The 23,517-nt window shown below is 62.1% G+C and carries 21 protein-coding genes; 5 read left to right on the top strand and 16 right to left on the bottom strand.

The features are described 5' to 3' along the window. Nucleotides 1-14: 14 nt before the first annotated feature. The 4 genes from HDG32_RS15010 to HDG32_RS14995 all read right to left on the bottom strand — a co-directional run bounded on the left by HDG32_RS15010 (nucleotide 15) and on the right by HDG32_RS14995 (nucleotide 4,322). Nucleotides 15-1,145, bottom strand: coding sequence for an ABC transporter ATP-binding protein (locus HDG32_RS15010; RefSeq protein ID WP_184068285.1), 1,131 nt, complete (start codon nucleotides 1,143-1,145; stop codon nucleotides 15-17). Nucleotides 1,146-1,214: 69 nt separating this feature from the next. After that, a complete protein-coding gene (locus tag HDG32_RS15005) occupies nucleotides 1,215-2,045 on the bottom strand; it encodes a carbohydrate ABC transporter permease (RefSeq protein ID WP_184068281.1) in 831 nt (276 codons plus the stop codon). A 3-nt stretch (nucleotides 2,046-2,048) separates the two neighbouring features. Further along, a complete protein-coding gene (locus HDG32_RS15000; RefSeq protein WP_244144714.1) occupies nucleotides 2,049-2,966 on the bottom strand; it encodes a carbohydrate ABC transporter permease in 918 nt (305 codons plus the stop codon). Nucleotides 2,967-3,026: 60 nt separating this feature from the next. Beyond that, entirely contained in the window at nucleotides 3,027-4,322 is a 1,296-nt protein-coding gene (locus HDG32_RS14995; protein ID WP_184023555.1) for an extracellular solute-binding protein, read from the bottom strand. A gap of 246 nt (nucleotides 4,323-4,568) precedes the next feature. Between HDG32_RS14995 and HDG32_RS14990 the strand changes: the two genes are divergently transcribed. Next, the gene (locus HDG32_RS14990; protein WP_311539890.1) at nucleotides 4,569-5,645 is read left to right on the top strand and encodes a LacI family DNA-binding transcriptional regulator; all 1,077 of its coding nucleotides are present in this window, start codon (nucleotides 4,569-4,571) and stop codon (nucleotides 5,643-5,645) included. Here the strand turns inward: HDG32_RS14990 and HDG32_RS14985 are convergent. The 9 genes from HDG32_RS14985 to HDG32_RS14945 form a co-directional block, all read right to left on the bottom strand. Further along, nucleotides 5,624-6,013, bottom strand: coding sequence for a type II toxin-antitoxin system VapC family toxin (locus HDG32_RS14985; RefSeq protein WP_090810623.1), 390 nt, complete (start codon nucleotides 6,011-6,013; stop codon nucleotides 5,624-5,626). The two genes, HDG32_RS14990 and HDG32_RS14985, sit on opposite strands and share 22 nt — an antisense overlap. Continuing rightward, entirely contained in the window at nucleotides 6,013-6,243 is a 231-nt protein-coding gene (locus tag HDG32_RS14980; RefSeq protein WP_008921569.1) for a type II toxin-antitoxin system Phd/YefM family antitoxin, read from the bottom strand. Before HDG32_RS14980 ends, HDG32_RS14985 begins: the two co-directional genes overlap by 1 nt. Before the next feature lie 654 nt (nucleotides 6,244-6,897). After that, nucleotides 6,898-8,028: an ABC transporter ATP-binding protein gene (locus tag HDG32_RS14975; protein WP_184068275.1), complete on the bottom strand. Its 1,131-nt coding sequence runs from the start codon at nucleotides 8,026-8,028 to the stop codon at nucleotides 6,898-6,900. A gap of 112 nt (nucleotides 8,029-8,140) precedes the next feature. Then, the gene (locus HDG32_RS14970) at nucleotides 8,141-9,478 is read right to left on the bottom strand and encodes a GH1 family beta-glucosidase (protein ID WP_184068272.1); all 1,338 of its coding nucleotides are present in this window, start codon (nucleotides 9,476-9,478) and stop codon (nucleotides 8,141-8,143) included. Nucleotides 9,479-9,537: 59 nt separating this feature from the next. Beyond that, nucleotides 9,538-10,368: a carbohydrate ABC transporter permease gene (locus HDG32_RS14965; RefSeq protein ID WP_184068269.1), complete on the bottom strand. Its 831-nt coding sequence runs from the start codon at nucleotides 10,366-10,368 to the stop codon at nucleotides 9,538-9,540. Beyond that, complete coding sequence (locus HDG32_RS14960; protein ID WP_184068266.1) at nucleotides 10,365-11,399, bottom strand: carbohydrate ABC transporter permease; 1,035 nt, start codon at nucleotides 11,397-11,399, stop codon at nucleotides 10,365-10,367. Before HDG32_RS14960 ends, HDG32_RS14965 begins: the two co-directional genes overlap by 4 nt. A gap of 129 nt (nucleotides 11,400-11,528) precedes the next feature. Further along, nucleotides 11,529-12,776 carry an ABC transporter substrate-binding protein gene (locus HDG32_RS14955; RefSeq protein WP_184068263.1) on the bottom strand — a complete coding sequence of 416 codons (1,248 nt, stop codon included), beginning with the start codon at nucleotides 12,774-12,776 and terminating at the stop codon, nucleotides 11,529-11,531. Between the two features lie 189 nt (nucleotides 12,777-12,965). Beyond that, nucleotides 12,966-14,057: a LacI family DNA-binding transcriptional regulator gene (locus HDG32_RS14950; RefSeq protein WP_184068260.1), complete on the bottom strand. Its 1,092-nt coding sequence runs from the start codon at nucleotides 14,055-14,057 to the stop codon at nucleotides 12,966-12,968. A gap of 199 nt (nucleotides 14,058-14,256) precedes the next feature. Continuing rightward, a complete protein-coding gene (locus HDG32_RS14945; protein WP_184068257.1) occupies nucleotides 14,257-15,411 on the bottom strand; it encodes a porin in 1,155 nt (384 codons plus the stop codon). 844 nt (nucleotides 15,412-16,255) lie between these two features. Between HDG32_RS14945 and HDG32_RS14940 the strand changes: the two genes are divergently transcribed. Beyond that, complete coding sequence (locus tag HDG32_RS14940) at nucleotides 16,256-16,564, top strand: BON domain-containing protein (protein WP_090810637.1); 309 nt, start codon at nucleotides 16,256-16,258, stop codon at nucleotides 16,562-16,564. Between the two features lie 371 nt (nucleotides 16,565-16,935). Then, nucleotides 16,936-18,090 carry an endo-1,4-beta-xylanase gene (locus HDG32_RS14935; RefSeq protein WP_260336474.1) on the top strand — a complete coding sequence of 385 codons (1,155 nt, stop codon included), beginning with the start codon at nucleotides 16,936-16,938 and terminating at the stop codon, nucleotides 18,088-18,090. 113 nt (nucleotides 18,091-18,203) lie between these two features. Here the strand turns inward: HDG32_RS14935 and HDG32_RS14930 are convergent, their stop codons facing one another. The 3 genes from HDG32_RS14930 to HDG32_RS14920 all read right to left on the bottom strand — a co-directional run bounded on the left by HDG32_RS14930 (nucleotide 18,204) and on the right by HDG32_RS14920 (nucleotide 20,844). Next, nucleotides 18,204-19,769 (bottom strand): carboxylesterase, encoded by a 1,566-nt coding sequence (locus HDG32_RS14930; protein WP_184068251.1) that lies wholly within the window; start codon nucleotides 19,767-19,769, stop codon nucleotides 18,204-18,206. Nucleotides 19,770-20,236: 467 nt separating this feature from the next. Beyond that, nucleotides 20,237-20,455, bottom strand: coding sequence for a YMGG-like glycine zipper-containing protein (locus HDG32_RS14925; RefSeq protein WP_018422694.1), 219 nt, complete (start codon nucleotides 20,453-20,455; stop codon nucleotides 20,237-20,239). A gap of 11 nt (nucleotides 20,456-20,466) precedes the next feature. Then, on the bottom strand, nucleotides 20,467-20,844 hold the full coding sequence (locus HDG32_RS14920) for a hypothetical protein (RefSeq protein ID WP_184068248.1): 378 nt from the start codon (nucleotides 20,842-20,844) through the stop codon (nucleotides 20,467-20,469). 898 nt (nucleotides 20,845-21,742) lie between these two features. On the opposite strand from HDG32_RS14920, the gene HDG32_RS14915 reads away from it, so the two are divergent. Next, entirely contained in the window at nucleotides 21,743-22,186 is a 444-nt protein-coding gene (locus tag HDG32_RS14915) for a helix-turn-helix domain-containing protein (RefSeq protein WP_184068245.1), read from the top strand. Nucleotides 22,187-22,188: 2 nt separating this feature from the next. Then, the gene (locus HDG32_RS14910; RefSeq protein WP_184068242.1) at nucleotides 22,189-23,514 is read left to right on the top strand and encodes a type II toxin-antitoxin system HipA family toxin; all 1,326 of its coding nucleotides are present in this window, start codon (nucleotides 22,189-22,191) and stop codon (nucleotides 23,512-23,514) included. The last annotated feature ends 3 nt before the right edge of the window (nucleotides 23,515-23,517 follow it).

Raw genomic sequence — 23,517 nt, 5'->3', positions numbered from 1 at the left:
CGATCGCAAGCGGATCAGTGCAGACGCGGCAGCGCGAAATCCTTGTCGTCGAACACGTGGCACGCGTGCGGTGCGAACGCCAGTTCGACGCGTTCGTCGTGCGTCACGCCACCGTCGCCGGGCAGCTTGGCGATCATCGTGTTGCCGTCGCGCACGCCACCGTCCACATGCACGTAGCTGTGCTCGCCCATCCGTTCGACCAGGCGCACGGCGCAGCGGATTGTCTGCACGCCGGCCTGCGCCGACGGCAGGGCAAGATGCTCCGGCCGGACGCCGAGCGTGACCTGCGAACCGACGCGCTGCCTGCGGCCGTCGACCTCGGCGCGCACGCGCTCTCCCGTGGTCAGCTCGACCTGAATGCCCTTGTCGTCGACCGCGAGCACCGTGGCCGGCATGAAGTTCATCTTCGGCGAACCGATGAAGCCAGCGACGAAGCGGCTCTTCGGCCGGTGGTACAGATCGAGCGGCGCGCCGATCTGCGCGATGCTGCCGTGCTTTTCCATGTCCGCGCCGGCGTGCAGCAGCACGATCTTGTCGGCGAGCGCCATCGCTTCGATCTGGTCGTGCGTGACGTACACCGCGCTCGCGCGGTTGAACTCGCGATGCAAACGGGCGATTTCGGTGCGCGTCTGCACGCGCAGCGCGGCGTCGAGATTCGACAGCGGCTCGTCGAACAGGAACACGCCCGGCTCGCGCACGATGGCGCGCCCGATCGCCACGCGCTGGCGCTGGCCGCCGGACAGCGCAGCGGGGCGGCGTTCGAGGTAGCTGTCGAGTTGCAGTGCGGCAGCGGCGCTGCGCACCTTCTTGTCGATGGTGGCTTTATCGACCTTCGCCTGACGCAGGCCGAATGCCATGTTCTCGTACACGCTCATATGCGGATAGAGCGCGTAGTTCTGGAACACCATCGCGACCTGGCGTTTCGCGGGTTCGACGTTGTTCATCAGTTGACCGTCGATGCGCAGTTCGCCGTCGGTGATCGATTCGAGACCGGCGATCATGCGCAGCAGCGTGGACTTGCCGCAGCCCGACGGCCCGAGGAACACGCAGAATTCGTCCCTGCCGACTTCGAGGTTGGCGTCGCGGATCACCGAGTTACCGCTCGTATAGGACTTCTGTACGTTAGTGAGAGAGATGCTTGCCATATCGTTTATGCGAAGTTCGGTGTGCGGGCCACTTTGGTCCACACGATTCGAGGTGAGGTGCGATGCGGATCAGCCCTTGAGCGAGCCGGCCATCATCCCCTTGATCACGCGCTCCTGACCGAACGCGTAGGCAACGATCAGCGGCAACGACGTGAGAACGAGGACAGACAGCATCGAGGGTATGTTCGACGCGTATTGCCCCATGAAGTCCCAAATCGCGAGCGGCAGCGTACGGTGCTCGGCCGTCGACGTGAGCATGTACGCGAAGATGAACTCGTTCCACAGACCAATGCCGTTGAAGATCGTCACGGTGGCGAGCCCCGGTGCCGAAAGCGGGAAGAAAATACGCCAGAAGATGCGGAACGGACTGCAGCCGTCGAGCTGCGCCGCTTCTTCGAGCTCGCGCGGAATCTGGCGCATGAACTCGGTCAGGATGAAGATCGACACCGGCAGACTGAGGGCCACATAAGGGCCGAGCAGCGCGAACGCGGTGTCGTAAAGGCCGAGGTTGCGCGTGAGCAGATAGATCGGCACGAGCGTCGCATGCAGCGGCACGATCATGCCGGCGACCACCAGACCGAACAGCGTCTTGTTCAGCGAGAAGCGCAAGCGCGCAAACACGTAGGCCGCCATCGCACTGATGATGACGATCAGCAGCACCGACACGCCCACCGTGAACACGCTGTTACGGAAATAAGTGAAAAACGGCCCCTGCAGCACAGCCGCGTAGTTACCCCAATACAGGCGGCTCGGCGGCGCCCACACTGACGTCGCGAAGGTCTCTTCCTGGCTCTTGAAGCTCGATGCGACCATGAAGAGAAACGGAATCGTCGTGACGGCCAGCCAGATCAGTGCCAGCAGAGGAACCCCCACGCGGGGGAAGCGTAGTTTCTTGTTCATGGTTCAGACCTCGGTTGCATAACGGCGGGTGAAGTACATCGACACCGCCGCCACCGTGATGACGATAAGGAACATCGCCGAGCCGATGGTGCTGCCGTAGCCGAGTTGAAACGAACTGAACACCGTGCGATACATGTAGGTGGCCATCACCTCGGACGAGCCTTCGGGGCCGCCACCGGTCATGACGAAGACGAGATCGAAGTAACGCAGCGACCCGAGCACCGACAGCAGCACAGCGGTGCGCACCGTGCCTTGCAGGTGCGGCAGCTTGATGCGCCAGAAAATGGTCCACTCGGATGCGCCGTCGAGGAGCGCAGCCTCGTTGACCTCGGCCGGCATCGACGAGAGGCCGGCGAGAAACAGAATCATGTAGAAAGGCGCGTTCTGCCAGATGATCACGGCGATGGTCGCAGCCAGCGAAAAATGCGGATCGCCCAGCCAGTCCTTCGCGAGGCCATCAAGCCCGAATGCCTGCAGCGCGACGTTGATCGGACCGAAATTCGGATCGTAGATTTGCTTGAACAGCACACCGATCGCCACGCTCGACATCAGCAGCGGCAAGAAATAGAGAACCTTGAGCAAGCGCGAGCCACGACCGGCCTTCTCCAGCAGCACGGCGAGCGCGAGCGCGATCGGAAGCTGGACGACGATCGACGCGACAGCAAGAATCACGTTGTTCTTCAGCGATTGCCAGAACACCATGTCGTGCGCGAGCCGCGCCCAGTTCGCGAGCCCGATATAACGGGCAGTGTTGCCGAGGCCGTTCCAGTCGAGCAGCGACAGCCGCAGGCTGGAGACGAGCGGATAAAGCAGGAACACGGCCAGCAGCAGCAGCGACGGCGCAAGAAACACAACCGTGACGAGCGTTTGCGATGAAAATCTCAGCCGGCGTTCGGGTGTAGCGGAAAGTGCGATATTCACGGGCTTGTATGCCGACCGGCACCTCGCGGTGCCGGTCGGACTTTTCTTTAAGACTGGAGATCAGCCGCCCTTCTTCGAAGCGGCTTCCATTTGCTGCGCAGCAGCCTCGGGCGTCAGCGACAGACCGAACAGTGCTTGCGTCGTGTCCTTGTGCAATTCACCGAGGGCCGGCGGCAGTGCCTGGTCGTACCAGAGCTGCACGCTCGGAGCGGCGGCAAGCATTTGCTGCAGACGCTGCGTGAACGGATCGTCGATCTTGACGTGATTGACCGGCGGGAGCTTGTGGTCATCCGACGCGCGAGCCTGCATCGCCTGCTCGTCGGTCAGTGCCTGGATCAGCTTGAACGCTGCGTCCGGCGTCTTGCACTCGGTCGAGATGCTGAGGAAGCCGTCGCCGACCGTGCCGATCAGGTCGCGCGGATCACCCTTGCCACCCGGCACGCTCGGGAACGCGAAGAAGTCGAGATCCTTCGAGAACGTCGGATTTTCGTTCGCGATCGTCGAAGCTTCCCAGGCGCCCATCAGCTCCATGGCAGCCTTGCCCGTGTACAGCAGGCGGCGCGAGGCGCCCGAGTCGTAATCGAGACCGTTGATGCCCGGTGCGAACGCGCCAGCCTTCACGAGTTCCTGAATGCGCTTGCCGGCTTCGACGAACGCCGGATCTTCGAAGCCCTTGCCCTTGCCTTCGATCGCGTCCTTCACGACTTGCGGACCGCCGATACGGTCGACGAGGTACATGTAGTACATCGAACCGGTCCACTTGTTCTTGTTCGCGAGCGAGAACGCTGCAACGTTGTGCGACTTCAGCACTTCAACGACGTGCATCAGTTCATCCCACGTCTTCGGCGGCGTGATGCCGTACTTCCTGAACACTTCCTTGTTGTAGAAGATCACTGCGGCCGCCGCGTTTTCGGCGGCAACACCGTAGGTCTTGCCGTCGAACGTCGTGACATTCCATGACGCTTGCATGAAGCGGCTGCGGTACGCCGGATCCTTCTCCAGGTACGGCGTGAGGTCGGCGATCTGGCCGGATTTCACGTACTCGTGCAACCCGCCGCCGCCCCAGTTCTCGAACACGCACGGCGGCTGGTTCGCGCCGAAAGCGACCTTCAGCTTAGTCTTGTACGCCTCGTTCAGGACGTGCGAATTCTCGACCTTGTAGCCCGGAACCGCCTTTTCGAATCGATCCGACGCGTCGCGAATGATCTTGCTCGACGACGCATTGGTCTGCTGGTCCCATACCGTGATCGTTTTGGAGTCCGCCGCTACGGCGTTCGAAACAACTGCAGACAACGAAAACAGCAGCGCCGTCGCGCCGATGATGGACCGCGCTTTAAACAAAGCCGGGTACGCCATGGGTGTGTCCCCTCTTCTGGATTTATAAGAAATCACTAAAACATTAACGTTAGCCTTAACGTTAGTGAATGTTAGGTCGATGCGTGAAGTAAGGCTATGCGGGATTTTACCTGGTCCCGGCGGGGCTGCGACGCAACTGCCGGATAAGATGGACCGATTGTGGGAAAGCTGAAATATAAAGGGTTCTGCTAGAATAACGACTACATAAACGTTATCGCTAACGCGATTAGCGAGTCGACCCATCCAATGACCTCTCGCACACCTTCGACCCGCATGGCAAGACAGACCCCAACGCTTGAGCACGTTGCCAAGCTTGCCGGGGTGTCCCAGATGACCGCGTCGCGCGCTCTCAACGGCCGTCCAGGCGTGTCGCGCGAAACCCGCGACGAAGTCCTGAGAATCGCGTCGGACATCGGTTACGTCGTCAACCGCACCGCGCAGAAACTGTCGGGCGGCCGCAACGGCATCATCGGCATCATCACGCCGACACTCGACACGCAATTCTCCAGCGAACTGATTCTCGGCGCGGGCCGCGCGGCGCGTGGCGCAGGCTGCGAGATGCTGGTCTACACCGTGTTCGACGAAGATCGTCATACGCATCACGACCTGCTAGGGCTCATTCAGCAATTCTCCGACGGTATCCTCGCCATTCTTCCGCGCGAGTCGCTGTGCCTCGAGGCGCTCGCCACCGCGAAGGTACCGGTCGTCGTCGTCGATCAGCGCGGCACGCTGACGGGCTTCCCGTCGGTGTCGGTCGACAACTACGGCGGAGCCTGTCTCGCGGTCGAGCACCTCGCCGAGCTCGGTCACAAGCGCATCGCGTTTCTGGCCGGCGACGAAACGATCGAAGGCGTGCGCGACCGGCAACGCGGCTATCACGACACGCTGGCTCGCCTCGGCCTGCCGCGCGAAGACGCGCTGGTCGCCGCGGGCGACCTGTCGCAAATGATGGCGTTCGACGTCACGTTCGACCTGCTGAACCTCGCCGAGCCGCCCACCGCGATCTTCACGGCCAACGACCAGAGCGCGTTCGGCGTGATCGCCGCGATCCGCGAAGCAGGTCTGCGCGTGCCGGACGACATCTCGGTGATCGGCTTCGACGACATCCCGATGTCCGAGCAGTTTCACCCGGCGCTCACCACGATCCGCCAACCGTTCCAGCAAATGGCGCGCTCGGCGGTCAATACGCTGCTCGCGCAGATCGCCGGGATCGACGCCGCTTCGCAGCGCATCACGCTCCCGGCGGAACTGGTGGTGCGCAATTCCACCGGCCCAGTCCGCACCAGGCAGCGCCGCAGCCGTCACCAGATCGTTTCGACGTAAGTCGACGCGCGCACCTTCGCATCCGAAGTCACGAGCGCGCCGCCATGCGTGCGCGCGGTCGCGACGATCAGGCGTTGATGCAAGGCGAGCGTGGGCGGCAGCGTGGCCGCGCGAAACGCGATCTCGGTGTCGACCGGAATCATCCGCACGCCGTCGAGCGACAGAAACGTCGACATCCAGCTGCGCGCGTCCATCGACAGCCCGAGACTGCCGACCTTCACGAACTCCGCGATTTCGAACGCACTGATTGCCGAAATCAGGATCTCGCCGCCGGCGAGCTCCCGATCGATCGCATCGTGCGCGGCCTGGCTCAGCGCTTTTTGCCTGCCGAGCCAGCACACGAGCGCAAGCGTGTCGAGCGTGATCATTACTCGTCCTGCTCGGCAGTGACAGGCTGCAACGCGTGCTTCAGGTTGAAATGCGTAATCGACGCGCGCAGCAGTTCGAGCGGATTTTCCTGCTTGCTGCGATACGGCCGGATTTCGATGGTGGGTTGCCCGCGGTCGGTGACGACCACGGTTTCGCCCAATGCCTCGACCTGACGGAACAGCTCGCAGGCCCGGGACTTGAAAATGGCTTTAGATACTCGCTTTTCCATGACGCTCTCCACCCAGCAAAAATCCAACGGTATTTTTTGTATCGGGCCGGTGCGCCCGCAGGCGAACACCCGCGATGCGTGCCCGACATTCTTTATCAACCTTGCTCTCAGTCGTTGCTTCCCAGCCTACTGCCAGGAGCTCCCTCGAGCTCCAATCCAACTCGCGGCGACAACTACCGTAACCGCGACACAGCCTGCAACGGTCGCGCCAATTCCTGCGCGCAACCGCTGCACTTTCACCTAATCAATTGGTTTTACACAGACCGCTCTGGCCATACCGGGTCGTGGCGGATAGCCGCGCGCCGCGTCTTGGGTTTGAATGTTTTGCCCCGTTTTTTAGCTCTTCGAATAGATGCAAACGTCCCCGAACGTTACCCTTAACGTTAGCGGATGTTAATGGCGGACATTCGCCGCCGCCATGCGGAGTTTACCTAAGCTCCAAACCACTATCCGACCCCTCGACTGGACCCTCTAAATCAAGCCCGGCAAGGAGAAAGCTCCATGCAAGACGTCGAAAGTACTGCGTAATATTTAATGCGAACTGGCTAACGTCATCGCTGCTTGCGTCAGTCTTCGTCGTTCGATGCAGGGGGCCCGGATGAAGGCTCCTATCCGCCATCGGTGTACCGTTGGTCACCCGCCGACATCGGCCTGTCAAACCACCGCGCCGACGTCCTCGCCGACTTCGGGTCGCGCGAGGCTCACCGCCGCGCCATTCGCATCGAACAGCGTGACCGACGACGACGCCACCTTGATCCCGACACGCGCGCCGACCGCGTGCTGCGCGTCCTTCTTGTCGAGCTTCAGCGCGATCGCGTGCGCCATGCCATCGAGTCGAGCATGCAGGATCGAGACGTCGCCGAGATGCTCGACCAGTTCGACACGCGCGGCGAGACCTTCGTCGAGCGAGCCGATGCCCAGATGCTCGGCGCGCACCCCGAGCGTCAACTCGCCACTGACCGGCTGCGCCAGCCGGCCGGGCAGCACGATGCGCTGGCTCGCGCCGGCAAGCGCCACGACGGTTTGCGCATCGCTTCGCGACACCAGCGTCGCGGCCAGCATGTTCATCTGCGGCGAGCCGATGAAGCCGCCAACGAAGCGGTTCGCCGGCCGCTCATACAGATCGAGCGGCGCGCCGGTCTGCTCGATGCGGCCTTTGTTGAACACGACGATCTGCTGGCCCAGCGTCATCGCCTCGACCTGATCGTGCGTGACGTAGATCATCGTCGTGCCGAGTTCGCGATGCAGCTTCGCGAGTTCGATACGCATCTGCACGCGCAGCGCAGCGTCGAGATTCGACAGCGGTTCGTCGAACAGGAACACGCGCGGCTTGCGCACGATTGCCCGTCCGATCGCGACGCGCTGGCGCTGGCCGCCCGACAGCGCCTTCGGTTTGCGCTCCAGCAGATGTGTGATCTGCAGGATCTCGGCGGCACGGCCCACCGCCTCGCGCACTTCCTTTTTCGACTTGCCCGACAGCTTCAGCGAAAAGCCCATGTTTTCCGCGACCGTCATGTGCGGGTAGAGCGCGTAGCTCTGGAACACCATCGAGATGCCGCGGTCCGTGGGCTGCAGATCGTTGACGCGCACGCCGTCGATCAGAATGTCGCCGCCCGTCACCGACTCGAGCCCCGCGATCATGCGCAGCATCGTCGACTTGCCGCAGCCCGACGGTCCCACGAACACCGTGAACTGGCCGTCCGGGATGTGCAGGTCGATGCCCTGGATCACCTGCGGTCCTTCGCCATACGTCTTCGTGACGTTGCGCAATACGAGTTCGCCCATTTGATGCCTCCTCCTCAATCCTTGTACTTGCAGACCCCGCGTGACGCTATCCCACTGCCGTACTACTGTCGCGCCACGCGAGGTTCGATGCGCCCGTCGTCGGGCGTGCGCCTCAGCGCACGGCCGCGACGCCGGCGTGTTGCGCGATCACGTCGCGATACCACAACGCGCTGTCCTTCAGCGTGCGCTCCTGGCTCGCGTAGTCGACGTAGACCATGCCGAAGCGCTTGTCGTAGCCCGACGCCCATTCGAAGTTGTCCATCAGGCTCCAGGCGAAATAGCCCGCCACGTCGACGCCCTGTTTCACCGCGTCCGACAAGGCGGCGAGATGCAGGTCGTAGAAGCGCACGCGCTCGGCGTCGTGCACGCGGCCGTTATCGAGCACGTCTTTCGCCGCGCAGCCGTTCTCGGTGATGTAGATCGGCGGCAGCTTGTAGTCGGCGTTGATGCGCGTCAACAATTCGGTGAGACCTTGCGGATAGACTTCCCAATCCATGTCTGTGAAGCCGAGCGCGCCCGGCGGACGCTTCTCGCCCGATGCGCTCGCGAAGATCCGCGTGTAGTAGTTGACGCCGAGGAAGTCCATCGGCGTACCGATCACGTCGAAATCGCCGCTCCGGATCACGTCTTGCGGACCGTTCGCGCCATACCATTCCAGCGCCTCGGCCGGATACTCGCCCTTGAACAGCGGGTCCATGTACCAGCGCACGAACTTCGCGTATTCGAGCGACGCGGCGGCCTGATCTTCGGGCGCATCCGTCGCGCCATGCGCCGGCGACTGGTTCAGCACGATGCCGAGCGGCGCCTTCACGCCATCGGCGCGCAGTGCCTGCAACGCGAGACCGTGCGACAGCAGCAGATGGTGCGCGACATGCGCGGCCTTCTTCAGATCGGCGTTGCCCGGCGCGAAATAGCCGGTTGCGTTGCCGAGCCACGCGGTGCACCACGGTTCGTTGTGCGTCGCGATCGATCCAATGCGATCGCCGAGCACGCTGCCGATCTTGCGTGCGTAGTCCGCGAAGCGATAAGCGGTGTCGCGGCTTTCCCAGCCGTTTTGCGTATGCTGCAGCGACAACGGCAGGTCCCAGTGATACAGCGTTGCGAACGGCTGGATGTCGCGCTCGAGCAAACCGTCGACGAGGCGCTCGTAAAACGCGAGGCCCTTGTCGTTGAATGCGCCGCGGCCAGTCGGCTGCACGCGCGGCCAGGCGATCGAAAAGCGATAAGCCTTGACCCCGAGTTCGGCCATCAGGTCGAGGTCTTCCTCGACCAGGTGATAGTGATCGCATGCGACATCGCCGTTCTCGCCGTTCAGGACCTTGCCCGGCACGTTGCAGAACGCGTCCCAGATCGACGGGCCGCGGCCGTCCTCATGCGCTGCGCCTTCGATCTGGTAGGAACTGGTGGCGACGCCCCAGACGAAGTCTTCGTTGAATCGATACGTCGACATAGATGTTGTTGTCCTGAATGGTCACGCCTGCTAGGGCGTGAAAAATGAAAGAGAGAATCTCAAGCCTTGACCGCGCCGGTCGTCAGACCGTCGATCAGACGCCGCGAGGTGAATGCGAACAGCACCAGCAACGGCAGCACCGCGACCGCTGAGCCCGCCATCACCGCACCCCAATCCGAATTGGTCGGACTTTGCAGAATGCGCAGAGCGAGCGGCAGCGTGTACATCGACGGCGAACGCAGCACGACGAGCGCCGACAGAAAGTTGTTCCACGCCTGAATGAAGCTGATCAGTCCAAGCGTACCCAGCGCCGGTCCCAGCAGCGGCATCACGATGCTCCGGTAGATGCGGAATTCACTGCAGCCGTCGATGCGCGCCGCCTCGATCAGCTCGGACGGAATCGCCGCCGCGACGTACTGGCGCATCAGGAACACGCCGAGCGCGGCGGCCGCGCCAGGTACGTACAGCGCGCGCGGCTGATCGATCCAGCCGAGCAGGTTCATCGTCATGAAGGTCGGAATCATGCCGAGGAACGGCGGCACCAGCATCGCGGTCAGCGCGATCGCGAACAGCGTCTTCTTGAAGCGGAATTCGTACATCGCGAACGCGTAGCCGGCCATCGACGTGACGAGCAGCGTCAGCACGGTTTGCATCGTGGCCGTATAGAAGCTCCAGCCGAGATTGCGCCAGAACGGAATGTGCCGCATCAGCGAGGCCATGTTGTCGAGAAACGCGCTGCCGAACCACAGCGGGGGCGGCATCGAGAAAATCTCGGAACTCGTGTGCGTCGCGAACACGAACATGAAGTAGAACGGCGAGAACATCAGCAGCGCGCCGGCCACCACGATCGCGTAGCCGATATAACGGCCCTTGTTGCTCGACGATTTCATCGCTGTGTCTCCTCGTTCATGCCGCTGCGGTGAAAGATCCGCGTGTTCAACCACATCAACGCGCCGATCGAAATGAACAGCAGCCATGCGATCGAACTCGCGGTGCCGAAATCGCCGTCGTGGAATGCGGTGCGATACATATAGACGGCCGTCGTCAGACCGGACTGGCTGGTACCCATGCCTTCGTTCGGCAGCAGGATGAACGGCTCTTCGAACAGTTGCAGCCCACCGATGATCGACAGCGTGACCGCGAAGAAAATCATCGGCTTGATCAGCGGAATCGTGATGCGGGTGAACTGTTGCCAGCCGTTCGCGCCGTCGATGCGCGCGGCCTCGTAAAGGTCCTTCGGAATGGTTTGCAGCGCCGACAGATACAGCACCGTGTTCCAGCCGACATAGCGCCAGAAGATCACCGCCGACACCGCCGGCTTGACGTTCTTCGGGTTATACAGCCACTCGATCGGATGCGCAGGGACGATCCAGTGCAGGCCGGGCAGTTTGCCGAGCTCGGCGATCGCGAGGTTGATCATGCCGAAGTCGGTCGAATACAGCGACGAGAAGATCAGCGCGATCGCGACGCTCGACGTGATGAACGGCAGGAAGTACAGGCCGACCACCAGGTTGCGCCAGCGGCGAAACGCGGTTTGCAGAAAGAATGCGAGCGGCAGCGCCACCAGATGCTGCGGCACGCCGGAGATGATCGCCATCGACGCGGTGTTGTACAGCGACTTCCAGTACCACGGGTCGGTCAGCGTGAACGTGAAGTTCGACAGACCCACCCACTTCATGCTCGCGAGCCCCGCCGTCGCGTCCCAGCTCTGGAACGACAGGTACAGCGAAAACAGCAGCGGGAACGCCATGAATAGCGCGAACAGCAGGAAAAATGGACCGAGAAACAGGTAGGGTGCGACTTTCACCGGATCGAGCCGCGAAGTTCTGCGCGGCGCGGCGAACGGCGCGGGCGAGCTCAGCACGTCGCTCGCGCGCGCATCGCGGGCGACCTCCGGGGTCGTGGGCAGCGGGGTGTTCATCAATAGTTCCGTCCAGTCGGGCGTAGCCGGGATCGATGACCGGCCACGCTGTTTGCAGCAGACTTGCAGCGCACTGCGACACACTTCGGTCGCGGTACGCAGCGTGCCGCGACCTTGCATCGATACCGCTTAACGGCGGACCCGATGCGCGATCTGGTCCTGCGCTTCCTGGAGCGCCGTATGCACGTCTGCACCGTCGTCGACGACCTTGTCGAGCGCCGAGTGCACCGCTTCCTCGGCGACCTGGTCGTACTTGCTACGCTGGATCGCCGGGATGTGCGAGGCTGCGTCACGCCAGATCAGACGCGCTTTCTCGTTGCCGAGGAATGCGACCGGCTCCGCGAAAAACGTGTCGTTCTGCGCGGCAAGCAGCGCGGGGAATGCGTCGATCGAACGGAACGATGCGAGCTGCGTGTCCTGGCGCGTCGTCAGGAACTTGATGAATTCCCACGACATCGGCTTTTGCGTCGCCTTCGCCGGGATCGAGTAGAACGTGCCGCCGAACGATGCGTACGCGTTGTTCGGCAGATTGGCCGCGCGCCACAGACCCTTCGTGTCCGGGGCGATCCACGACGACAGGTGGCCACCGAGCCACGCGCCCATCATCTGCGTCGAGACGGTCCCGCGCTTGAAGCTTTCGGCCCATTCGTTCGACCAGGGCGTGATCTTCGCGTCGAGACCGAGGTCGCGTGCTTTCTTCGCGAGCTCGAACGCCTTCACGAAACGCGGCGACGTGACGACCGGATTGCCGGCCTTGTCGAAGTACACGCCATCGCCTTCCTTCAGGTCGGCGCGAATGTAGATGTCCTCGATATCGCGCGACGATGCCATCAGGTACGCACCCGTCGCCTTCTTGATCTTCACGCCCGCTGCCAGGTACGAGTCCCACGATTTCGTCAGGTCGGCTTCGGTCACGCCCGCCTTGTCGAGAAGGTCCTTGCGATAGAACAGCGTGCCCGGACCGATATCGGCCGGCATGCCGACGATCGTGCCGTCCTGCGTGGTCGCCTGTGCGAACGTGTAGTTGATGAACTGGCTTTTGTACTGGCCCGCGTTATACGGCGCCTTCGACAGATCTTCGAGACCGCCGCCCGAGGCGAAGCGGCCGATAAAGCCGACCTCCACCGCCATCACGTCGGGCAGATTGGAGCTCGTCGCGAGTGCGGTGGTCATTGCGTTGTGGTGATCGGCAATCGCGAGCGACGACACCTTGATGTCGACGTCCGGATGCAGCTTCTTCCACGCCGGAAGCGCGTCCTTGATTTCCTGATCCAGCTTCGGAAAGACCGCGACCGTCAACGTGGTGTTGGCGTGCGCGCCGACTGCGGCCAGGCTGAGCAGAACGGCGGCGGCAGAGCCTGAAAAGCGGAATTTCATTACTCGTCTCCTGAAGAACCCTGTTTGAATTGCATTCGATGAATACCCGGTTGCTGCGACCTTCTTCCCCTGTTGTCTTTGTTGCTGCTTTGCTTGGTGCTGCTTTGCCTGGTGCTGAATGCTCTGCTGAATTTCTGCTTGACTGCCGATACCTGAAAGCGCTTTCACGTTGAGGCGAAAAAACAGCCGCTACGTAGGCGTATCCCCCTGTTTTACCGGCGGCGTGATTCGCCGCGTGGTTTCACGCGTCACGAGCGTGAGCGGAATCGGGCTTAGCGCGATCGACTGCTTGCGGATCATCTGCACGATGCCCTGTGCGGCGAGGCGGCCGATTTCGTAAGTCGGCTGGCGGACCGTCGTCAAAGGCGGCGTCATGTACGACGAGGTCGGCAAATCGTCGAAGCCGACCAGCGACACGTCGTCCGGCACCCGCACGCCGCGGCGGAACATCGCGAGGCGCGCGCCGTACGCGGTTTGATCGTTTGCGCAGAACACCGCGCTGAACGATGGATGGCGCGCCATCAGGCGCTCCATCGCTGCGACGCCGCCCGTTTCGAGGTAATCGCCCTGCTCGACGAGATCGGCATCGAAACCGATGCCCGCTTCCTCGAGCGCGGTCCGGTAGCCGACGAGGCGCTCGATCGCATCCTCGTGACTTGCCGGCCCGGCGATGAAGGCGATCTCGCGATGGCCTTGCTCGATCAGATGATGGGTCGCGTCGCGTGCGCCCTGCATGTTGTCGATCGGCAGGCCAGCGAGCGTCGCGCTGTTTTGTACCGAGCGGCCGAGTACGAGCATTGGCGCGTGCCGCGAGTAGTCGGTCAACGTCGACTCATCGAGTTGCGCGTGCAGCAAGATGATTCCATCGACGCGCCGCGCGATGAACTGCTCGAGGCGCGCCTTTTCGTCGTCGATGTTCCAGCGGCTGCTCACGAAGATCGGCGTAAAGCCCGGCTCGTACAACGACTCCTCGATGCCGCGCAGCCACTCGGCGTAAAACGGGCTCGACACCGCCTGCGTCAATACGCCGATCGTTTCGGTCCGCCCGCTCGCGAGACTGCGCGCGAGCACGTTCGGCCGATAGTTGAAACGCGCGATCGCCGCTTCCACCGCCTGCTGCTTGGCGGGAAGCACGCGCGCAGAACCGTTCAGGATCCGCGATACGGTGCTCGGAGAAACACCAGCCGCGCGCGCGATGGCTTCGAGCGTCACGTTGGGCGCAGGGGGTACGTTGGATACCTTGGGCGCGCCGGGTTTATCGTTGGAGCCGTCGTGGGTCATGAGTTCTGCCTGAATCCTGTGATGAAAGCGCTTTCAGATATGAAGAGGCGCACTACGTCCGGTGATGAATTCGAAAAAAACAAAAAGCAGCCGATGCGACGAGGGTGGAGGAGGCGTCGCACCGGCCTCTCTATGAAAGAGAAATAAACAGTCCTTGAAACAAAGAGATCACTGCGATTGCTGATCAGGCAACCTCAACTCAGAACGAGGTCATGATCCCGGCGAACACGCCGGTCTGGCTATGACCATAGTTCGGGTTGCTGTTCGACGACGTGCCCGTCACCGCATCGAAGTTGTTGTTGCCGTACGGCCCGTTGCCGAGGTTCAGGTTCGATGTCGAGCTGTTGTGCACGTAGCCGGCTTCCGTGTACAGGAACGTGCGCTTCGACAGCGCGTACGTCGCGGCGAGCGTGAACAGCGTTGCATTGCCGTTGCCGTTGTTTGCGTTCGCGTGGTAGACCGCAGCCGTCACCTGCGTCGGCGTCGTGACTTGCCATGCGGCGCCGAACCATTCGTGGTTCACACTGGTCGGCGCGCTCACGCCGAGAGGCTGCGACGCATCGGTTACGCCCACGCTCGCGTTGGTCGCGTCAGGCGCGCTCAGGTGCTGGTAGCCCGCGTACAGCTTGACCGGACCTAGCACGTACGTGCCGCCGACAAGGGCCATCCGCGAAGCAGAGTAGACGTTGTTGAACGAGCCGTTGGCGCCGCGCACTTCGTCATAGATCACGCGGACGTCGCCGTTGCCCCACGTGTACACACCTTCGACCGCGTTCGTACGACCCTGGCCGGTCGGCACGCCAGCCGAGTTGACAGGCGCCGAGTTCCAGCTCGTGTTGTTGGTCAGCGAATACTGACCCTTCAGCACGAGGCCGCCGAACAGCACCGGCGAGTTGTACTCCGCGCCGTTGCTGGTGCTCGTCCAGTTGCGGCCGCGCACCAGTGTCGAGATCGCGTAGCGCTGCATCACCTGCGGGTCGGTGCCCCAGCTGTCCTGCGCCAGTTCGCCGGCGCCGAGGTTACCGATCTTGAACAAACCCCAGTGGTCGTTCGTCAGCCCCACCGTTGCGTGACGGCCGAACAGATTGCCCGCGGATGCACCGGTCATCGTGTTGAGCTGTCCTTCGAGCTGGAAGACCGTCTTCGTGCCGCCGCCGATATCTTCGGCGCCCTGCAGGCCGAACCACGAGCAACCCCAGTCGCCGCTTTGGGCTGACCACGCATGGCCGCCCGGGAGGCCGGTTTCAAACTGGATGCCGTTGTCGATACGGCCGTACAACGTGACACTGCTCTGCGCATGGGCCACCGTCGTCGCGGCTGCCATCACCGACACAGCAATAAGCTTCTTCTTCATTTAGATATCCTATATATATTTTGGCGTCTCCAAGCCGCACAGGACGCACGCGTTCTCACACGTTTCCCCTCTTGCCGAAATGTTCGCTACTTATTTGCTTCACATTTCGAGGCGATTATAGGAATGACCTTGCGCCGCGCATCAAACTAACTGCTTAGGGAAAACGCTGTTATCGATAACAGTTGCGCGCCGGACGATCCCGCAGTAGCGCCCTGCTTTGTGACCATTACGTGATGGTCACAAGCGTCGGAAATCCGTTTGAACTCATGCACCGAAACGATGCGCCAATCCGTCTCGCGCGTCGCTCAGCGCTTGCTTAACAAGGAAGACGCGCTCGAATGCAAGCAAAATTTCGCGCTCGATGTTGCGAAGATGCAACGAGCCGCCCCGCTTGCATTGCCGGTTTGGGCTTGACGAACTGGCGCAGGAGCCGCCAGCAGTGGTGGACATTAGCGACTATCATCAATGCATACGATGCCGGGCAACGAGCCGGGCTCAGCCGCGTAGCAGGCTGGGTGCAGGATTGTCGGCGCATCCGTCTGGCTCTCGCGCTCCATCACGACCGCTCCAACCAGCTCCCATCCCTCGGCTCTCGCTGTTCCCCCGCCACGCCGCACATGCGACGTCCCGTTCGAACACGCTGCCCTTGCAACTTTTCTGCGGGCGAAGGCACGACCGCCCATCGCCCCGACTGGCAAAACCTCGGCGCGCAGCCGCGATAACCGCGACGCGTGCAGTGGAAAGAGGATTTTGTCCAGTGCACTTCCGACGCCTCGCATCGAGTCGAACCGGAAGATTTGCCGGCGGATTTTGCCGGCACACCTTGGCACTCTAAGGAGGTATCGTGAAAACAGCCCTTGTTTCTACACTCGCGCTGCTGATTTCAAGCGCAATAGCGCCGGCGGCCCATGCCCAGGATTCGCAAGCCACCGACCAACAACTCGCCCATAGCGTGCGGGTCGCGGAGGCGCACAGCGGAGTCGGGATGTCACATGTGTTCGTCTTTGCCCACTCGGGGCGGATCACGCTGGTCGGATGGGTGCCCGAGCGGGACCATGTCGCGCGTGCCGAGCAGAGTGCGATGTCGGTTCCGGGTGTCACCTCGGTGGACAACCGGCTCTCGCCCGACGCTGGCTCGCTGAACGGGCATTGAAATCAAACTGAATCGCCGCGCGGACGACGATTGAAGCAAACCCGCGCGTTGAACGGATTCGGTTTTCCTGTCTCGCCAGTTGGGATTCAGTGACTGGCGCCCTGTTTCGCGCCGTTAGCCGCGCGGCGGTTCCGTGCAATCCCCATCTGAAAGCGCTTTCAACCCACGCCGTGTCAAGCCGGTCGACTCGACGCTGATTCACCATCCATGTCTCGTCGATATGTCAGGTAAATCCCTCATAGCGGGGCTGACAGAGGCTGCTTAACATCTTCTCTGTTACCGGTAACGGTAAGCATAGTTAGAGAAGACATCCGAACCGGCATTCCGTCACAAGGAGACCAGGAGTGCGTCCTTTGAGGACTTCAATGCGCATGCTCTGCGCAGCCGTCGCCGTTTGCGCGCTCGCAACCGCAGGCTGCGCGCACAACCAGGCCGCCGTCGCTCATGACGGCCAGCCGCTCGCCGCGGCGCCCGCTGAGGCGCTGCCGCCGTTGCGCAGTGTGATGGCCGCGCACTTCAAGGTCGGCGCGGCGATTGAACCTGATTCAATCGACAGTCCCGCCGACGCGGCGCTCGTCGCCGCCCAGTTCTCGAGCCTGACCGCCGAGAACAAGATGAAGCCGGGCACGATCGGCGTCGCGGAAGGCAAGTACAACTTCGAACCGGCCGACAGGATCGTCGCGTTCGCGCAAGCGCACGGCATTGCGGTGCGCGGGCACACGCTCTTGTGGCACTTCAAGGCCGGCGACTGGACCGAGGCGCCGGACTGGTTCTTCGCCGGCGATCCGAAAGATCCGCTCTATCACGATATCGTCGCGAAGCGGCTCGATCGATATGTAACCGACGTCGTCACGCACTTCCGAGGCAAGGTCTACGCGTGGGACGTAGTCAACGAAGTGATTAGCGACGATCCGCATCAGGTGTATCGCGAAGACAGTCCGTGGTACCGGACGCTCGGCAAGGACTACATCGCGATCGCCTTCCGCGCGGCGCGCGCGGCGGACCCGAGCGTGAAGCTCTATATCAACGAGTACAACACCGACGATCCGCGCAAGCGCGCAAAGCTGCTCGCGGTGATCCGCGATTTGCGCGCGCAGGGCGTGCCGATCGACGGTGTCGGGCATCAGATGCATATCAGCGTAAATTGGCCGCCGCTGCCGAACATCAAGCAGGCGTTCGACGACGTCGCCGCGCTCGGCCTCGAAAACCAGGTGACCGAGCTCGACGTGAGTCTCTATGCCGATCCCGGTGAATGCTGGAGCGATCCGCATGCATGTCTGCCGGACCTCGGGCATCCAGTGCCGAACGACATCATGCGCGCGCAGGCCGAGCGTTATCGCGCCGTGTTCGCTCTGTTCGAGCAGGAGCCGAGCATCAAGGCGGTCACGTTCTGGGGCTATTCGGACAAGCACACGTGGCTGACGTCGACGCCGGTGCCGCGCAACAACCTGCCGTTACTGTTCGATGCGAACCTGCAGCCGAAAGCGGCGCTGTGGACGATCGTCGATTCGTCGTATCAGCCGTAACGTCGATCTTCGAGCCGAAAAGCAGGCGGCCCGCGGTAGGTGCGGGCCGTCTGGTCACATCTCGCGAGGGTGGCAGTGCAATTGCCGTCAGCTTGATTCAAAGCATCGAGATTTCAAGGCTCGTCCGAGCCGACCTGCTCGAGCGCATTCAGATTTTCGGCGAAATCGTCGGGCGAACCGTCGGCGGTTTCATGCGTGCGCGGCGGTGACTTGACGACCGGCGGCGGCATCTTGCCGATGCCTTCGTCGATACGCTGCAGCAGATACGGGAAGAACGGATTCGACGCGATGCGGAACATCGAATCGAGCGTCAGAATCAGTGTGCCGCGTTCGCCGCGCGGCGCGAGCGTGCCGAGGTTCTCGTTGAAGTTCTCCGAATCGTCCGGCGCGATGCCGTACAGCGCGTCGGTGATCGGGAATGGAATCGCGACGTGCGACAACGAGAAAATATCCTGCGGATAGTCGATATCCAGCGGCTTGACACGCGTTTGCACTTCGCCCGCATAAACGCTGCGCTCGACAGTACGCGCTGAATCCGGCGACACGTTGGCGATCACCGTCGTGCGATAGTTTTGCGGACCGATGCGCAATAGGCGCGAGAGCGCCGTGTACGACGCGGAGCGCAGGAAGGTCCTGAAGCGCACGCTGCGGTTCACGTCGAACAGCACGATTTCGCTGCCGTTCTCCGGCAGCTTGTCGTAGAGCGCCGACATCACCGCTGGCGTGCTGACCGTGAAATCCGTCACCGACTGGAACGTCAGGATAGGCGGCAACTTATCGAGCCGGTTCTCGCGCTCGAGCCGCGCAATCTGTTCCTGAATCACGCTCGTGAGGAGAAAGGACTGTCGCGCGCCATTCACAGGAAACGAGTTGTACTTGAACGGGTTGAACTCCGGCACGATGCCGAGCCACGCGGCGCGCGCGAAGGCCGGCAGCACCGCGGGCAATCCGGCGAGACCGGCAAAGCGTGCGTAACGCGTGACGCCGATCATCGGCGAGATCAGCACGACGCGCGTCGGACGCGCGAGCGCGGGATTCTCGATCGCGTCGAGCGCATATTGCAGTGCGAGCGCGCCGCCGTTCGAAAACCCGACCAGCTCGATCGGCTTGTCCGGCCCCACGCGACGGCGCGCTTCACGCACCGCGAGCCGAGTGGCCGCGGTCCAGTCCTGCCAGTGCACGTCGACGAGCCCCGCCGGCACCGTGCCATGTCCGGGTAAGCGGATGCCGATCGCGACGAAACCGCGATCACGATATCGACGCGCGATATGCCGCATGCTGTACGGCGCATCCGTCATGCCGTGCAGCAGCACGACCGCACCGACGGGTGGCCCCGACGGCTCGAGAATGTACGAGTGATTCCAGTTTTCGGCGAAATGCCACGGAAAAATCGGCGAGCCCTCGTAATAGCGGTTCGCCGGAATGCGCTCGGACGGCCGCAGCTTTTCAACGACATTGACGCGCACGTCGTCGAAAATCCGATTTTCCGCCTTGATGTATGCGTTCCAGTCGGCGGTGTCCATTTCCTCGACGGTCATTTCGCGCGGCACATAGGTGTGCCATACCGACAGCTCCGGCCCGCGCTGCGAATACCACGCGCGTAGCCCCAATGCGAGCACCGCCAGCAGCACCAGAACCCATGCACTTATCTTTATCACCTTCAGTGACGTGCGCAGCATTCGTGTTCTCTTGATGAGATGAAGGTTGCACCGCGCGCAGACTGCTCTCTGCGTGGTGTGCGCATGCCGCCATCGCGGCGGCTTCCGATGTGGATATCCTAAGGGCTTTTAATCACCGGTTCAAACTTTGTCGGCCGGGCGGCCAACGCGACGTCGACAGCGGCTCGAGTATGAACGGATTATTTTCATGACAAACTGGGGATGCGCGATGTCGCGAGCGCGAATGAATTCGCCCCATTCGCTTCGCTACTTGACATTCGACGTGAGGAAAATGGCACGGAATGCATACGGCGTCGCGGGGAAGGGAGAGGTGCCTCATGGAAGAACGGTCCTTCAGCGACGCCTCGGAAATCGCTTCACTCGACGGCCGTGGAATGCCTGATCAAGGCCTGATCGGGCCGTGCGCTTCAGTAACGAAACCGGGACGTGACCCAGATCGCGCCCCAGCCTTGCCTGCTCGCCGGTAATTACTGACGGCCGCGGATATTGCCGGCCACGCCGCCCGCCGCGCCGCCGATGATCGCGCCGGTCCACGCATCGCCGCCAGAGATCGCCGCGATGCCCGCACCGGCGCCCGCGCCAAGTGCCGCGCCGCTCACCGTTCCCTGCGTCTGCGGGCTCATGTCCGTGCAACCGATCATCGCAGCCAGTGCGCCAATACTGACGATCCACCCAAGTCGTTTCATGATCGTTCTCCTTACTGATTTTTCTTCAGGCCGGGCACGACCATCTGGAACCAGAGGGTCTCGATCACCGGGTGTTGGATCATCGTGGGATTGGCGGCGTAGTAGCCGTCGAGGCCTTGACGCACGCTGTCCAGTGTCTGGCCTTGCATGCCCTTGCCGAAGCGCTGTGCGATGTCATTGCTGTTCGCCGTGTTGCCGGCATAGGCGCGCTCGACGTCGATCAAATTCGAGATGCCGACCAGATACGCTTTCTTCTGCTCATCGGTCGACTGCATCCATTGCTGGCCTGTGACAATTGGAATGCTCTCCGCACGCGCGACGTTGCCCATCATTGCCAGCGATAGAAAAGTCAGAGATAACAGCGTTCGCCATTGTGGTTTGCTTGCCATCACATACTCCAAAGAAGTTATGTTCTCCAGCGGCCCGCCGGCGACCGCATCCGGCGGCGTCGATCGCGTTATTTGGAAGAATGGTCTGTGTGTCTCGTCGAATCTCCTTTCAGGTTCACCGGTCGGCGTGGTTCGCCGGTTCGGCTTCTATTGGCGTTGGGTCGTATCAGCGAATAGACACCTTGATGGCAGAAAAATCTCGTGGCGGATTGGAGTGATTTGCACACATGCTGTGTGCGCGCAACGATTGGACTCGTGTTGGCGTCGCCGCGTAATACACGCTATAGAGTCTACAGCCTTTTCTGTAATTTCCAAGCCCGTTTCCTCTCGATGCGCGGCGCGTGACATTTGTGTCAAATTTCATTCAGCGAGCGAAAGGATACGATGCAATGCGCGTCAACACTCGTCAGTTATCCTGCGCTCGATTTGAGCGCCCGTGATATTGCTAGCGATTCGTTATCGACGGCCATTCAGTGTTCTGGCCGCGCAATGCGAAAACAGCTTTTGTTTTGCCTGAATGTTCGGCTTCCTGATTAGATCGTCAATCGAAAACGATTCGGATTTATCTATTTCCGGTCGAGGCGTTGCTTCTTCTGGTGGCAGCACCAACCAGCAGTGAAACAGATGCGATTTTATGGTTGCATTTGTCGATCATCTTTATTTTCGGCGGATCACATGTTGCCTGCGGCGGAGGGGCTGCGCAGCAGCGAAGGGGGTGGCGGTGTGCGGTTGACCGTTAGTTGCGTGATGAGTAGCGTGACGGGACGCCGTTTCAAATGCGTCCGTGCTCGTCATTAACAGTCTCTAGCTTGTATTTGCTAAATACAGAGTATAGACTGTATCTGTTATTTACAGGTTTTGGGCTGTTACGCCGCCGCAGCCGAACCGGAGATCGACCGTGGACTACGCCATCAAGACACTGAGCCAGCTCAGACCGATCCTGCAGGGCTTCAGGAAGGCCGCCGGCCTCACTCAGGCCGCGATGGCCGCGCATCTCGGGGTCACGCAACAGACCTACGCGCAACTCGAAGCGAATCCGGCGACCGTCAGCGTCGAACGGCTCTTCAGGGTGTTGCGGGTCTTGCAGGTCGATCTGAAGCTCGCGCAGAGCGGATCGACGCAAAGCGTGGCCGTGGAAGACGCCGCGCCGGCGCCGAACCGCTCCCGCCGCGCCGGGAGCGGAACGCCGGTCGCCGGAACGCCGGTCGACGCAAAAGGCAACGCTAAACGCGCCACGCGCGTGCCGCTCAAACCGGGACCGTCGGCGCAAAAGCCCAAAGCGGTCAAACCCGCCAAGGCAACCAAAGCGGCCAGCACCAGCAAGAAACGGGAGGACTGGTAAGCATGGCGCGCAGCACACCGAACCGTCTGAATCTGTGGATGAACGGCCTGCGGGTCGGCGCCTGGGAAACGACACGCAGCGGCGAACGTCTGAGCTATGCCGACGAATGGATCGACGATCCGCAAGGACGTCCGCTATCGCTGTCGCTGCCGTTCACACCGGGCAATCAGGCGTATCGCGGCCAGATCGTCGCCGACTATTTCGACAACCTGCTGCCCGACAGCGAACCGATCCGGCGCCGCATCGCCGCGCGCTACCGGACCGGCAGCGCCGCGCCGTTTGCGTTGCTCACCGCGCTCGGCCGCGACTGCGTCGGCGCATTGCAACTGCTGTCGCCGGACGAAGAGCCGAGCGATCTGACGAGCATCCACGGTCGCGAACTCAGCGACAGCGACATCGCGGCGTTGCTACGCGGCACGACGACGGCGGCGCCGCTCGGGCAGCACGATCCGCTCGAAGACCTGCGTCTGTCGATCGCCGGCGCGCAGGAAAAAACCGCGCTGCTCCGTCATCGCAATCGCTGGCTGCTGCCCGAAGGCAGCACGCCGACCACGCACATCTTCAAGCTGCCGCTTGGGCTCGTCGGCAACATGCGCGCCGATATGCGCACGTCGGTGGAAAACGAATGGCTGTGCTCGCAGATCGTCGCGGCCTACGGGCTGCCCGTCGCGCGTTGCGAAATCGCGCGATTCGATGAGCAGAAGGTATTGATCGTCGAGCGCTTCGATCGCCGTTTGTCGAGCGAAGGCACGTGGATCGTGCGTCTGCCGCAAGAGGACATGTGCCAGGCCACTGGCACGTCGGCGCTGCACAAGTACGAGTCCGACGGCGGTCCGGGCATCGAGGCGATCATGGAGATACTCGCGAGGTCCACGCGCGCGACGACGGACCGGCGCAACTTCTTCGCGACGCAGCTGGTTTTCTGGCTGCTCGCCGCGACCGATGGCCACGCGAAGAACTTCAGCATTGCGCATCTGCCCGGCAATCGCTACGAATCCACACCGCTTTATGACGTGCTGTCCGCGCATCCGATCATCGGCAGCGGCGCGGGGCGCCTCGCGGCGCAAAAAGTGAAACTGGCGATGGCGGTTCGCGGCAAGAACGTCCACTACCTGCTCAATCAGATCCAGCGCCGGCATTGGGTGGCCGAAGGACAGCGCGTCGGTTTTTCCGCCGCGGACGTCGATACGCTGATCGATCAGTTGACCGCGCAAACGGAGACGGTGATCGACACAGTCTCGTCGCAACTGCCCGCCGACTTTCCGCTGGACGTGGCCGATGCGGTCTTCGACGGCATGCGCCGGCTGAACCGGAAGCTTGCGCAGTAAAGC

Origin of the sequence: Paraburkholderia sp. CI2 (assembly GCF_014201055.1) — a bacterium.
Lineage (GTDB): Bacteria > Pseudomonadota > Gammaproteobacteria > Burkholderiales > Burkholderiaceae > Paraburkholderia > Paraburkholderia tuberum.
Note: the sequence above shows the minus strand (reverse complement) of the source record. Positions and strands in the feature narration are given on the sequence as shown.

Coding starts and splice junctions, on each gene's coding strand:
- HDG32_RS14965 (WP_184068269.1), bottom strand. CDS start 10,368: ATGAAATCGTCGAGCAACAAGGGCCGTTATATCGGCTACGCGATCGTG.
- HDG32_RS14935 (WP_260336474.1), top strand. CDS start 16,936: ATGCTCTGCGCAGCCGTCGCCGTTTGCGCGCTCGCAACCGCAGGCTGC.
- HDG32_RS14985 (WP_090810623.1), bottom strand. CDS start 6,013: ATGATCACGCTCGACACGCTTGCGCTCGTGTGCTGGCTCGGCAGGCAA.
- HDG32_RS14990 (WP_311539890.1), top strand. CDS start 4,569: ATGACCTCTCGCACACCTTCGACCCGCATGGCAAGACAGACCCCAACG.
- HDG32_RS14950 (WP_184068260.1), bottom strand. CDS start 14,057: ATGACCCACGACGGCTCCAACGATAAACCCGGCGCGCCCAAGGTATCC.
- HDG32_RS14960 (WP_184068266.1), bottom strand. CDS start 11,399: ATGAACACCCCGCTGCCCACGACCCCGGAGGTCGCCCGCGATGCGCGC.
- HDG32_RS14910 (WP_184068242.1), top strand. CDS start 22,189: ATGGCGCGCAGCACACCGAACCGTCTGAATCTGTGGATGAACGGCCTG.
- HDG32_RS14920 (WP_184068248.1), bottom strand. CDS start 20,844: ATGGCAAGCAAACCACAATGGCGAACGCTGTTATCTCTGACTTTTCTA.
- HDG32_RS14925 (WP_018422694.1), bottom strand. CDS start 20,455: ATGAAACGACTTGGGTGGATCGTCAGTATTGGCGCACTGGCTGCGATG.
- HDG32_RS14975 (WP_184068275.1), bottom strand. CDS start 8,028: ATGGGCGAACTCGTATTGCGCAACGTCACGAAGACGTATGGCGAAGGA.
- HDG32_RS14995 (WP_184023555.1), bottom strand. CDS start 4,322: ATGGCGTACCCGGCTTTGTTTAAAGCGCGGTCCATCATCGGCGCGACG.
- HDG32_RS14945 (WP_184068257.1), bottom strand. CDS start 15,411: ATGAAGAAGAAGCTTATTGCTGTGTCGGTGATGGCAGCCGCGACGACG.
- HDG32_RS14980 (WP_008921569.1), bottom strand. CDS start 6,243: ATGGAAAAGCGAGTATCTAAAGCCATTTTCAAGTCCCGGGCCTGCGAG.
- HDG32_RS14930 (WP_184068251.1), bottom strand. CDS start 19,769: ATGCTGCGCACGTCACTGAAGGTGATAAAGATAAGTGCATGGGTTCTG.
- HDG32_RS14970 (WP_184068272.1), bottom strand. CDS start 9,478: ATGTCGACGTATCGATTCAACGAAGACTTCGTCTGGGGCGTCGCCACC.
- HDG32_RS14955 (WP_184068263.1), bottom strand. CDS start 12,776: ATGAAATTCCGCTTTTCAGGCTCTGCCGCCGCCGTTCTGCTCAGCCTG.
- HDG32_RS15010 (WP_184068285.1), bottom strand. CDS start 1,145: ATGGCAAGCATCTCTCTCACTAACGTACAGAAGTCCTATACGAGCGGT.
- HDG32_RS15005 (WP_184068281.1), bottom strand. CDS start 2,045: ATGAACAAGAAACTACGCTTCCCCCGCGTGGGGGTTCCTCTGCTGGCA.